At 29.3% G+C, this 13,919-nt stretch carries 7 protein-coding genes and 1 pseudogene; all 8 read left to right on the top strand.

Annotated elements, in window-relative coordinates; genetic code table 11:
• The first annotated feature begins 2 nt into the window (after positions 1–2).
• The 8 genes and pseudogenes from tilS (at position 3) to ACJJVK_RS06985 (ending at position 13,905) form a co-directional block, all read left to right on the top strand.
• The gene (gene tilS / locus ACJJVK_RS07020; RefSeq protein WP_405564555.1) at positions 3–1,328 is read left to right on the top strand and encodes a tRNA lysidine(34) synthetase TilS; all 1,326 of its coding nucleotides are present in this window, start codon (positions 3–5) and stop codon (positions 1,326–1,328) included.
• On the top strand, positions 1,328–3,295 hold the full coding sequence (locus ACJJVK_RS07015) for a protein-disulfide reductase DsbD family protein (protein WP_405564553.1): 1,968 nt from the start codon (positions 1,328–1,330) through the stop codon (positions 3,293–3,295). Before tilS ends, ACJJVK_RS07015 begins: the two co-directional genes overlap by 1 nt.
• Positions 3,296–3,512: 217 nt before the next feature.
• Entirely contained in the window at positions 3,513–6,092 is a 2,580-nt protein-coding gene (locus ACJJVK_RS07010) for a phosphoenolpyruvate carboxylase (RefSeq protein ID WP_405564551.1), read from the top strand.
• Positions 6,093–6,183: 91 nt separating this feature from the next.
• Positions 6,184–6,342, top strand: a pseudogene (locus ACJJVK_RS07005) (magnesium chelatase); the annotation flags it as partial.
• Between the two features lie 33 nt (positions 6,343–6,375).
• A complete protein-coding gene (locus tag ACJJVK_RS07000) occupies positions 6,376–9,345 on the top strand; it encodes an ELWxxDGT repeat protein (protein WP_405564550.1) in 2,970 nt (989 codons plus the stop codon).
• A 29-nt stretch (positions 9,346–9,374) separates the two neighbouring features.
• Positions 9,375–10,910 (top strand): YifB family Mg chelatase-like AAA ATPase, encoded by a 1,536-nt coding sequence (locus ACJJVK_RS06995; RefSeq protein ID WP_405564548.1) that lies wholly within the window; start codon positions 9,375–9,377, stop codon positions 10,908–10,910.
• An 88-nt stretch (positions 10,911–10,998) separates the two neighbouring features.
• Positions 10,999–12,744 carry a tetratricopeptide repeat protein gene (locus ACJJVK_RS06990; RefSeq protein ID WP_405564546.1) on the top strand — a complete coding sequence of 582 codons (1,746 nt, stop codon included), beginning with the start codon at positions 10,999–11,001 and terminating at the stop codon, positions 12,742–12,744.
• Positions 12,745–12,966: 222 nt separating this feature from the next.
• Positions 12,967–13,905 (top strand): tail fiber protein, encoded by a 939-nt coding sequence (locus ACJJVK_RS06985; protein WP_405564544.1) that lies wholly within the window; start codon positions 12,967–12,969, stop codon positions 13,903–13,905.
• Positions 13,906–13,919: the final 14 nt, after the last annotated feature.

Here is a 13,919-nt window from a genome sequence, read left to right as displayed (position 1 = left end):
AAATGCTTCAGAACTTCAAAGAACATATCAATAATAATTTTCCTTTTTTAAAGGATAAAAAACTATTACTTGCCATTTCTGGAGGTGTAGATTCTGTTGTTCTTCATCATCTTTTTTATCAATTAAAAATAGACATTTCTTTAGCACATTGTAATTTTAAACTTAGAGAAAAAGAGAGCGATTTAGATGAAGAGTTTATAGCAAAACTTGCCAAAGCAAACAACAAACCAATCTTTACAATTAATTTTGATACTGTTGTTTTTGCCAAAAACAATAAGCTTTCTACTCAAATTGCAGCAAGAGAATTACGTTACACTTGGTTTCAAGAACTAGTAGAAAAACATAATTTCGATTATATTTTAACAGCACATCATGCAAATGATAATTTAGAAACTTTTCTCATCAACTTAACAAGAGGCTCTGGTTTAGATGGCTTTACTGGTATTCCCAAAAAGAACGGAAATATTGTTCGTCCTCTTTTACCTTTTACAAGGGATGAAATTCTGAATTATGCCAAAGACAACAATATTGATTGGAGAGAAGATGCAAGCAATGCATCAACCAAATATGTACGTAATAAAATTAGGCATCAAGTAGTACCTATTTTAAAGGAAATTAATCCAAGTTTGTTAGAAACTTTTGCGAAATCTTTACAAAACTTACAAGAATCGCAGCAAATAATTGAAGATAGAATTCAAGATGTTTCATCAAAAATTATCAAAAAAGATTCATCTTCAACTTTAGAAATAACAAAATATACAATTGCTGAAATTAATAAACTTTCTAATCCAAAAGCCTATTTATATCAACTTTTAAAGGATTATAATTTTACAGAATGGCATGATGTTTACGATTTATTATCTGCACAATCTGGTAAACAAGTTTTTTCTAAAACCCATAGATTATTAAAAGATAGAGAATTTTTAATTTTATCTAAAATAGATTTGTCAACTTCGCAAGAAATGACATTTAAAATACAGAAATATCAATCAGAAATAACAACTCCAATTCATTTAGTTTTAGAAGATATTGATGAAAAATCAAAAGAAAATAAACAGACTATTTACATTGATAAAAATTTGTTAAAATACCCTTTGCTTGTTAGAAAATGGGAAAATGGAGACTATCTTTATCCAACAGGAATGCTAGGAAAAAAGAAACTGAGCAAATACTTTAAAGACGAAAAATTTTCGCTCTTAGAAAAAGAACATACTTGGTTGCTTTGTAATGCAGATAACGAAATTATTTGGGTGATAAACCACAGACAAGATCGTCGTTTTTCATCAACCAAAAACACTGAAAATTATTTAAAAATCACCACCATATAATGAAGAAATTCATCACGCTATTTATCCTTTTCACTGCTTTTGTTTTAAAAGCACAAACAGAAAATGATCCCATAACCATTGCAACTTCTGTTCAGAAAATATCAGACACAGAATACGATATTATTTTTAATGCTAAATTATACAAAGGATGGTATTTGTACTCACAATACAATCCTGATGGGGCTTCTTTACCTTTAGAAATCACAATTCCTGATGGCGAAACTGGCTATAAATTAATTGGTAAAGCTGATGAAAAAGATACATTTAAAAAATATTCTGATGTTTGGGAAGTAGAAGAAGTTGTTTTTAAAGAGAAAGCAAAAATTACTCAAAGAATTCAATTAACCAACAAAAAAATCACGCAAGTAAAATTAAATTTCTTTGGTCAAGTTTGTGAAACTGCTTGTATAAATATCGATGAAAATTTTACAGTTTCACTTACTAATAATCAAATTAAAATTTCGAATACTGTTGATGAAAGAAGTGCAGTATTAACCAAACAATTAAAGTTAGATTTAAAAAGTACTGAACTTTTAATAAACACTTCTGATGCAGAATCAGAAAGTTCAAACGGATTATTTAGTATCTTTTTTCTTGGTTTTGCAGGTGGTTTATTAGCACTATTAACACCTTGTGTTTTTCCTATGATTCCGTTAACGGTTTCATTTTTCACAAAACAATCAGAAAATAAAAAGAAGGGAGTTTTTAATGCCATTTTATATGGTTTTTTTATCATCTTAATATACATATTACTAAGTTTACCTTTTCACTTTTTAGATAATTTAGATCCAGAAATTTTAAATACAATTTCTACTAATGTTTGGTTAAACATTTTCTTTTTTGTTGTTTTAGTGTTTTTTGCTTTTTCTTTCTTCGGCTTTTACGAAATAACTTTACCAAGTTCTTGGGGTAATAAAATGGATTCTGCTTCTTCTGTTGGCGGAATTATTGGAATCTTTTTTATGGCTTTAACTTTAGCTATCGTTTCCTTTTCTTGTACAGGCCCAATTTTAGGTTCTCTTTTAGCTGGTTCTTTAACTTCGGATGGTGGAGCAACACAGTTAACAGCAGGTATGTCTGGTTTTGGTTTGGCTTTGGCTTTGCCTTTTGCATTGTTTGCTTTGTTCCCAAATTGGTTAAATTCTTTACCAAAATCTGGTGGATGGTTAAATACAACCAAAGTAGTTTTAGGTTTTTTAGAGTTAGCTTTAGCTTTCAAATTTTTATCGAATGCAGATTTAGTTGCGCATTGGGATATTTTAAAACGCGAAATCTTTATCGGAATTTGGGTAATTATTTTTATAGGTTTAGCCTTGTATTTATTTGCTAAAATTAAATTCCCACACGATTCTCCTATCAAAAAACTGTCATTTTCAAGAATCTCTTTTGGGGTTTTAGTTATCTCTTTTATCATTTATATTACTCCTGGAGTTTTAAAAAATCCTACTTGGAATTTAAGTTTATTAAGTGGTTTTCCTCCTCCACAATTTTACAGTATTTATGAACAAGAAAGCGATTGCCCATTAGGTTTAGATTGCTATAAAGATTTTGATGAAGGTTTAGCAAAAGCAACAGAAGTTAACAAACCTATTTTGTTAGATTTTACAGGCTGGGCTTGCGTAAATTGTAGAAAAATGGAAGAAAATGTTTGGAGTGAACCAGACATTTATCAAACTTTAAAAGAAGATTATATTTTAATTTCTTTGTATGTAGATGATAATGAGAAAGCATTACCAGAAGCACAACAATTCGACTTTTTAAAACCAAATGGTAAAATTAAAAAAATAAAAACGGTTGGAGATAAATGGTCTACATTTCAAGTTATCAATTTTAAAAACGCATCACAACCTTATTATATTTTATTAAGTCCTGATTTAGAGATTTTAAATTCTGCACAACAATATACAGACAGAGATACTTATTATTCTTGGTTAAAAGAAGGAGTAGAAAACTTTAATAAAGAATAATAAAATCATTGTATTAACAAAAGGTTTCATCAAATAAAAACCTTAAAAAGGGTATAAAAAATAACAAAATCAGCACAGCTGAATAGAAATTAAACATTTCAGAAAAATAGGTGTAAATTTCTATCATTTTCGCAATTTTTTAAAGACATTATTCCTAAAAACCTAGGTTCTTTATTTTTGGTTTTTTGTAATTTCACATCACTAAATTTTAAGAAATATGTCTGCATTACCAGAATTAACAAGATTTAATGACAATGTGTTATCTAAATATCAAATTTATAGTAGCATATTCACAACACTACCTTTCGATACAATAAGCAATACAGGTGTTTTATTGCCTCTTTTTCAAAAGATTTGTGAAAAAGGTTTTAAGAACGGAAAAAATCCAACACAAATAATTGAAAAGTTTTTTAAGAAATATCAAGACTCACCAACTGATAACGAAAAAAACGATTTACTTTTTCAGTTTATACAATATATAGAACGTTTAGTTGTATTATTTGATGCTATTGAAGATGCCGCTTTTCCTATTGTAAATAATATGGATGGTTTTGGTACTTTACGTAACTCTAAGGAATCTGCAATTTTAAGCAACAAAAAAGAAGAGTTAAAAAAATACTTAGAAGATTTTAAAGTACGTATCGTTTTAACTGCTCACCCAACACAATTTTACCCAGGTTCTGTTTTAGGTATTATTACAGACTTAGATGAAGCTATACAAAACGACGATTTATTATTAATCAAAAAATTGTTGGCTCAATTAGGTAAAACTCCATTTTACAAAAAATCTAAACCTACACCTTTTGATGAAGCTGTAAGTTTAATTTGGTATTTAGAAAATGTATTCTACCACTCTGTAAGTAAAATTTACAATTACATTCAGAATAATATATATGATGGTCATCCTACTGATAATGAAATTATAGATCTTGGTTTTTGGCCTGGTGGAGACAGAGATGGTAACCCATTTGTAACTACACAAATTACTTTAGATGTTGCAGAAAGATTGCGTCAGTCTATATTAAGAAGCTATTATAGAGATGTAAGACGTTTAAAAAGACGTTTTACTTTTGATGGTGTTCAAGAAATTTTAGCAAGAATAGAAAAACGTTTGTATAAACATGTTGTTAGAAGTTATGCAAAAGTAAATTTTTCTCAAAAAATATTATTACAAGAATTAGAAGACGCAAGAAACATTATTAAAGAAAAACATGATTCTTTATTTATTGAAGAGTTAAATGACTTTATTAATAAAGTAAGAATTTTTGGTTTTCACTTTGCTACTTTAGATATTAGACAAGACAGTAGAGTACATCACAAAGCATTTACTCAAATAGTTGATGATTTATTAGCTGCTGGAGACACTACTTTTCCAGAAAATTACCAACGTTTATCAGAAAGCGAACAAATAGAAATTTTAGCTATAGTTAAAGGTAATATAGATCCTAAAATTTTATCTGATGAAATGTCTGTTAAAACCATAGAATCTATTTATGCTTTAAAAACCATTCAGCAAAGAAATGGAGAACGTGGTGCAAATAGATATATTATTAGTAATAACCAATCAGCATTAAACGTAATGCAAACTTTTGCAATGCTAAATTTATGTGGTTTTGAAAACGAATTACCAGTAGATGTAATTCCTCTTTTTGAAACTGTAGACGATTTAGAAAATGCAAGTGATGTAATGCGTACGTTATATACCAATAAAACATATAGATACCATTTATCTAAAAGAAAAAATCAACAAACTATAATGTTAGGTTTTTCTGATGGAACAAAAGATGGTGGTTATTTAATGGCAAATTGGGGTATTTTTAAAGCAAAAGAAGCTTTAACAAAAATATCTAGAGAATTTGATATTGAAGTTATTTTCTTTGATGGACGTGGAGGACCACCTGCAAGAGGAGGAGGAAAAACACATCAATTTTATGCTTCTTTAGGACCAACTATAGAAGACAAAGAAATACAATTAACTATTCAAGGGCAAACAATTAGTTCTAATTTCGGAACTTTAGACTCTTCTCAATACAACCTAGAACAATTAATAAGTTCTGGTATTAAAAATGAAGTTTTTACAAAAGATCAATTGAATGATAATCATAGAACTATTATCAATGATTTAGCTGAAACTAGTTATAAAACTTACGTAGATTTTAAAAATCATCCTCAGTTTTTATCGTATTTAGAAAAAATGAGTACTTTAAAATACTATGCAAAAACTAATATTGGTAGTAGACCAAGTAAACGTTCTAATTCTGATACTTTAGACTTTTCTGCATTAAGAGCAATACCTTTTGTAGGTAGTTGGAGTCAGTTAAAACAAAACGTTCCAGGATTTTTTGGTGTAGGTACTGCACTAAAAAAATACGAAGATGCAGGTAGATTTGATGAAATTGTAGATTTCTATAACTCATCAGATTTCTTTAAAACTTTACTAGAAAATAGTATGATGAGTTTAACAAAATCTTTCTTTGGTTTAACAGCTTATATGGCAGATGACCCTGTTTTTGGAGAATTTTGGAAATTAATTTTTGAAGAATATAAAACAACAAAACGTCTTTTACTAAAATTAACTGGTCATAAAGAGTTAATGGAAAACTTTCCTGTAGGAAAAGCCTCTATAGAAATAAGAGAAAATATTGTTTTACCATTGTTAACTATTCAACAATATGCTTTAAAGAAAATTCAAGACCTACAGAAAGAAGAAGGTAATGAAGCAGAAATAGAAGTTTATGAAAAAATGGTAATGCGTTCTTTATTTGGTAACATTAATGCAAGTAGAAATTCAGCTTAAAACATTCTTAAAAAAACAAACTAAAATGCAATCAAAAATATTGATTGCATTTTTTTTATGCCTTAATTTTATTTACTTTTAAAGAAAAAAAATGCTCGTTAAAGTTTTTGGATCTGCTGTTTTTGGAATTGAAGCTACAACAATTACTGTAGAAGTTAACATAAACAAAGGTATAGGCTATCATCTTATTGGCTTACCAGACAAAGCCGTTAGCGAAAGTTCTTACAGAATTTCTGCAGCCTTAAACAACGAATCTTAGAAACTACTTGGTAAAATAAAGACTATGAAAAAAACATACTTAATATTTTTATTTATTTTAAATCTTCAAATTTCATTTGGCCAATCTATCGAAGCTACTAAAATTGAATTAAATTTTCAAGAAGATAGTCATCCACAAAACTTAATTGCATCACAATCTGGATTTTATTTTACAGCTACAGATGGATATTTTGATAATTTTGGAAGAGAACTATGGTTTTCTGATGGAACTTTAGACGGAACCTATAAAATAAAAGATATTAATCAAGGGAGTAATTCTTCTAGTCCAAATTCATTTACTATTTTAAATAATATTCTTTTTTTTACGGCAAACGATGGAATTCATGGAACAGAATTATGGAAAAGTAATGGAACTGAAGAGGGTACTGTTTTAGTCAAAGATATCAGATCTAATAATTCTAGCACCTACAATCCACCACGTAATTTAGTAGCTTTTAATAATAAAGTTTATTTTAATGCAACAGATGGTGTAAATGGCTACGAATTATGGGTTAGTGATGGCACAGAAGAAGGGACTAATTTGGTAAAGGATATAAATACAAATGGTAATAGTTCTCCATTTAATTTATTTGTTTTTAATAATTTTCTTTATTTTTCAGCAGATGATGGAACTCATGGGAAAGAGTTATGGAAAAGTGATGGAACTGAAGCCGGTACTATTTTAGTTAAAGATATCAACAACAATGGTAATGGTAGTTTAAACGGAAACTTCATTGTCTCTAATGATTTTTTCTTTTTTTATGCAACATCAGATAATTATTACACTGGTACAACCTTTTACGGTTACGAACTTTGGAGAAGTGATGGAACAGAAACTGGAACAGTTATGGTTAAAGATATTAGAGACGGAACAGCTTCTAGTAATACAGAATTTAAAGGAATAGAATTAAATGGTAATTTATTTTTTGCAGCTAATGATGGCATTAATGGTGCTGAATTATGGAAAAGTGATGGAACTGAGGCTGGTACTACATTAGTAAAAAACATCGATAAATCTAATTTGAACGGGTTATCTTATAACAATATTTTTAAAAAATTAAATAATAAAATTTATTTTTTAGGTAATGATAATATTCATGGAACAGAAATATGGACAAGTGACGGTACTGAAGACGGAACAAAATTAGTAAAGGATATAAATGAAGGAGAGGCATCTGTTTGGATTGAAAAAATCCATGTTGATGAATCAAATGATAAGATTCTTTTTTATACAACAAGTACTAATTCTAACCAGAGAATACTCTGGGTTTCTGACGGAACTGAAAATGGCACAATACAAATACCCAATGTAGAAACCCCAAATACCTCATCTACTCAAGAATATTTCTGTACTTTCAATGATAAAACTTTTTTTTCAGGAAAAAACCAAAAAAACGGAAATGAATTATTTGTAACTGATGGTACTCTTCAAGGAACAAATTTCTTCAAAGATTTAAATTATTCAACAAGTAGTGCTCCATCTAAACTCACAGATGTAAATGGAAAAGTTTTCTTTAGAGGCTCTAATGAACAAGAATTTGGAAACCAACTATTCTCTAGTGATGGAACAATAAATGGAACTATCATGGTTAAAAGGATTGGTGAAAACTCCAACATCGATGATTTATCTGAAACAGTTGTTATAAATAATAAATTGTTTTTTAGTGCTCATGATAATTCTAATGGATACGAACCTTGGATTAGTGATGGTACTGAAGAAGGTACATTTATGATTAAAGATATAAGATCTGATGGTAGTAGTTTAAGAAATCATAACAATAAGCAATATTTCTATGCATCAGATAATAAAGTATATTTTTCTGCTAATGATGGCGTTCATGGCTTTGAACCTTGGGTAAGTAATGGTTTAGAAGAAGGTACATTTATGCTAAAAGATATAAATACAGTCGGAAATGGTACAGGGCATAATGCAGAAGGAGGCTCTAGTAATTCAATGTATTTTACTGAATTAAATGGTTACATATATTTTAATGCAAATATCCCATCTAATTCTTCGCTATGGAAAACAGATGGTACACAATCTGGTACAGAAATTATTTTCACTCCTTATTCTGGCATAGGTTATATAAATAAAATTAACAATAAACTTTTAATTAATAATTCTTCTGGAGGTTACTGGATCTCAGATGGAACAACAAACGGCACAACACTTTCAGATTTACCATCATATTTAAACATAAATACGAATATCACATTAAATAATGAATTATTTTTTATTTCTAGATTAAAAGATATTAGCAATAGGTATGGATTGTATAAAACAGATGGAACAGCAAATGGAACAAAATTACTTTATGAAGGCCTAAATCACCCAACAATATCTACTGTATCAATTGAAAATTTAATTAAATGTGGTAAATATATTTATTTTACAATAACAGATTATTGGTATACAAATGTACCTGAATTATGGAGAACGGATGGTAACATTACAGAAAAATTAGACATTGATAGCTCTTTAAACAGTTCACTATTTGAATGTCATAAAAACAACCTATTTTATACTACTGATAATAATGAAATAAAATACCTTAACGATAATTTAAATGAACCAAAATCGCTAAATATTGTAATTACAAATAATGATAGTTTAAGTGAATATTCTTATAAATACAATTTAACATCTAGTGGTGATAATCTTTATTTTTCTGGATATACAGATTTAAGTGGAGAAGAACTTTTTGTAATGACTCCTAATTTATCAGTATTAAATTTACATACTTTTCAAAATACTGATAAATTAAATAAAATAAACATCTACCCTAACCCTTCAAATAGTTTTATTAACATTAAGAGTGGTAAGTGGTTTAATAAATTAAATATTTACGATATAAGAGGTAATCTTATTATTAAAAAACATATTGAAAATACACTAGAAACAAAACTTAATGTAAATAACTTAACTAAAGGAATTTACTTTTTAGAAATTATTTCCGACAATAAAAAATTGACACAAAAACTTATAATTGAGTAAAAAAAAATTATTTATCTTTAAAGAAAAAAATGCTCGTTAAAGTTTTTGGATCTGCTGTTTTTGGAATTGAAGCTACAACAATTACTGTAGAAGTTAACATAGACAAAGGTATAGGCTATCATCTTGTTGGCTTACCAGACAAAGCCGTTAGCGAAAGTTCTTACAGAATTTCTGCAGCCTTAAACAACAATTCTTACAAACTTCCTGGTAAAAAAATTATCATAAACATGGCTCCTGCAGATATCAGAAAAGAAGGTGCTTCCTATGATTTAACTTTAGCTGTCGGAATTCTTGCAGCCTCAAATCAAATAAAATCAGAAAATATTGATGATTATATTATTATGGGCGAACTTTCTTTGGATGGAAGTTTACAACCCATAAGAGGGGTTTTACCAATGGCTATAAAAGCCAGAGAAGAAGGTTTTAAATATTTTATTTTACCCAAAGAAAACGCCAAAGAAGCTGCCATTGTTAACGATTTAGAAGTTTTAGGAGTTGATAATATTTTAGAGGTAATTAATCATTTTAATGGTGATGACAAAATTGAACCCACCATTGTTGATACAAGAGCTGAGTTTTATAAAAACATAGATTTTCCAGAATTCGATTTTTCTGATGTAAAAGGGCAAGAATCTATAAAACGTTGTATGGAAATTGCAGCAGCAGGTGGTCATAACATTATTTTAATAGGTCCTCCAGGATCTGGGAAAACAATGTTAGCAAAAAGATTACCAAGTATTTTACCACCAATGACTTTACACGAAGCTTTAGAAACCACTAAAATTCATTCTGTAGTTGGTAAAACAAAAAATAACGGGTTATTATATCAAAGACCATTTAGAAGTCCTCATCACACAATATCAAATGTAGCTTTAGTTGGTGGAGGCCAATACCCAAGACCTGGTGAAATTTCTTTGTCACACAATGGAGTTTTATTTTTAGATGAATTACCAGAATTTAAAAGAGAGGTATTAGAAGTTATGCGTCAGCCTTTAGAAGATAGAGATGTTACTATTTCTAGAGCTAAATTTACAGTTACTTATCCTTGTTCATTTATGTTGGTTGCAAGTATGAATCCTTCTCCTTCAGGGTTTTTTAATGATCCAAATTCGCCCATGACTTCTACTCCACAAGAAATGCAACGTTATTTGAGTAAAATTTCTGGACCACTTTTAGACAGAATTGATATTCATATAGAAGTTACTCCTGTTCCTTTCGAAAAATTATCCGAAGAAAGAAAAGGAGAATCATCCGTAGAAATTAGAAAACGAGTTACAGCAGCTAGAGAGATTCAATCAAATCGTTTTAAGGATTTTGAGAACATTCATTATAATGCACAAATGAGTGTGAAACAGATTCGCGAATATTGTAAATTATCACCAGAAAGTTTATCGCTTTTAAAAACAGCCATGGAAAAACTAAACCTTTCTGCAAGAGCTTATGACAGAATTCTAAAAGTATCTAGAACTATAGCAGATTTAGCTAATGTTAATGCTATTTCTCCAGATCATATTGCAGAAGCTATTCAGTATAGAAGTTTAGATAGAGATGGTTGGCTAGGTTAGAAACCTAACATTTTATATTATATTAGCAATAACTAACAAAAAACCATACACGCTTTTACTCAAAAGGTTTTAAGCGTTTCTATATACTATGTTTCATCTACTTAGAAGATTCACATTAATACTCTTTATTGCTGTTTCATTTCAAGCAACTGCACAAAGTAATCTTACAGATGCTAAAGTAGATTCTTTACTACAAGTTTTGCATTTACCTGCTTTAGACTCTATTATTCTTATTACTGAAAAGGCTCCGTTATCTAATATTTGGAGGACTATAAAAATAAATAGAGGAGAAATAAAAAAGGCTACGCTACTTAAACTGTTTCAAAAAATAGAAAAATTGGCTGCAACTCATCAAAACTCTGGTCTTGAAATGTATGCTGGAATTTGGCAATACTATACTAGAGGAAGCACTTATGTTTCAAATTATGAGTCTATTAAAATTTTAGAAAAAGTAGTTGAAAAAGCAACCAATTCTAAAATTTTATGGATTGAAACCACCGCGAAATTTCAGTATGCATACAAGCTTTTATATGCAAAAGAGGAATTTAAAAATATAGAAAAAGGAATTTGGATTTTAAGAGAAAATATAGAGAAAATCCATAAAGAAAATGATACAAATATTTCTCCAGCAACTCTTTTAGAACATTATAGAGTGCTTACTAGTTGCTATTATAATATGGAAGATCTACCTAATGCAATTATTTATTCCGTAAAAGCATTAAATATGGACTATCCTAAAGGTTCAAAATTAATTTCACCTAAAGATAAAACCTATAGGAGTATTAATAATAATTTAGGTGTCTATTATCGCGAAAATCAGCAACTAGACTCCTCTACTTTTTACTTTAAGAGAGTTTATGATTTACCTTTAACGAATAAGAGTTTCTCTAGCGACAGTCTTATGAAAGCAGTTTCTGGTGGTAATTTAGGCGAGAATTTGTATTTACAAGGCAATTATAACGATGCTTTGCCTTTGCTACAAAAGGATGCAGATTTTACTACCAAAGTAAAAGTTTGGGGAAATGCTAGTAATGCACTTATTTTAATAGCAGACATCTACTTAAGAAAAGGTGATTTTAAGAAAGCAAAAGAGGTTTTAGATAAAGCAACTTATGCAGCTCATACTTCAAAAGACATAAAAAGACTCAGCAAATTGTACCCTGTTTTATCTAAATTTTATAAAACAATTGGGCAACCCAATATTGCATTGACTTATGCAGATTCTACTTTTATTTCACTAGATAGTTTAAAAAGAAAAAACAATCAATTTAGAGGTGCTAATGTAGAGCAAGCTTATAATAAGCATCAACTAAAAAAAGAAGCAGAAACAGCATTACAAATTAAAAACGATAATATTAAACGTAGAAATATTGGTTTGTTCATTTTAGGCTTGCTACTTATTATAACCTATTTTAGCTATAGAAAATCTAAACAGAAAGCGAAACAACAAGAGAACACACTGTTAAATGAAGTTGATAAAGTTACCCAAGAATTAAATGCTTCTAAAAAGCAACTGAATGTGTTTATACAAGAAGCACAGCAAAAAGCACTTTCTAAAAAAGTAATACTAACTGATGAAGATTGGCGTGAGTTTCTTCAATATTATAATAAAGTGCATCCACGTTTTGTAATGAGTTTAAAAAAGCGATATCCAAAATTAACGGAGGCAGAAGTTCGTTTTTGTTGTCTTACTTATCTTTCGTTATCAGACAAAGAAATGGCTGCTATGTTAGGTGTTGGACGCCCAAGTATTCGAGTAACAAGACAAAGGTCTAGAGCCAAACTAAAAATCACCAAAGAAGAGTCTTTTGAAACACTTTTTCAAAGCCTTTAGAAAACAAAAATCGATTGTTTTAAGTCTTTTATTATCACTGATTTTTTATAGAATCCAATTTTTTTATTTATTTAAAGTCAATAAATCCATATAATTATACTTTTTAATATATTAACTTTCAGCTACTTATTAATTGTTACTTTTCGTTACAGCTAAAATTCTTCTAAAGATTAGGTTCTGGGTATTTTTATTCCACTTAAAAGAATATCTAAACCTAACATTATGAAAAAAGTCTACAGCACATTATTATTTTTATTTTTAACTTCAATCTCTTTTGCACAAGGTATAGCTGTTCAAGGAATTGCCAGAGATGCTACAGGTGCTGCACTTACAGATCAAAATTTAACCTTTACATTTATAATTTCTGAAGGCAGTGACGCACCACTTTTTGAGGAAACACAAGTGATTAAAACCGATCTTTTTGGAGTTTTTTCACACATTGTAGGTAACGGAAATGCGTCTGGTGCAACATTTAATAGTATTGACTTTTCGTTAGATAATTTAACATTAAAAATTTCTGTAGCTCCAAATGGTAATAATATTGAGATTTATAACAAGCCTTTTCAATATACACCTTACGCTCATTATGCTAAAAGAGCAGAAAATGGTGTTCCTACAGGTGCAATAATGCCCTTCTTAGGTGAAAATGCGCCAAAAGGTTGGGTGCTGTGTGATGGTCTTAATATCTCATCTATCCCAGATTCTCAAGCTTTAAGAACATTATTAGGTAGCGAAAATTCTCCTAATTTAAATGGAAGATTTTTAAAAGGTGTGGGTACTCCTGCAGAATCTAATGTTGATGCAATTGGTTTAAAAGCAACCCAAAATCAACAAACAAGGTTAAACCAGCACACACATGCTGCAGGTAGTAATTTAAACACTGATAGTAAAGGGGCTCATAGCCACACAACTAAAATATGGAAAGATAAAGCAACAACTTATGCAGGTGTAGGTTTAGTTGAATTAAGTACTGAAGGTGATGGAGGAACCGAGTATTATACTAGTGTTGCTAATGGTAATGATGGCTCCGATAATAAGTCTACTACTAGTGGGGGTGGTACTCATTCTCATACAGTTACAGGTACTACAGGTAATACTACTGCAACTACACTTGAAGTTAGACCAAGTAGTTATGGTGTAAACTACATTATAAAATTATAATCTTTTTTTTATAA

The sequence above is a fragment of the Polaribacter sp. Asnod6-C07 genome (genome assembly GCF_045063625.1).
Taxonomy (GTDB): domain Bacteria; phylum Bacteroidota; class Bacteroidia; order Flavobacteriales; family Flavobacteriaceae; genus Polaribacter; species Polaribacter vadi_A.
This window is presented reverse-complemented; position numbering and strand designations above follow the sequence as displayed.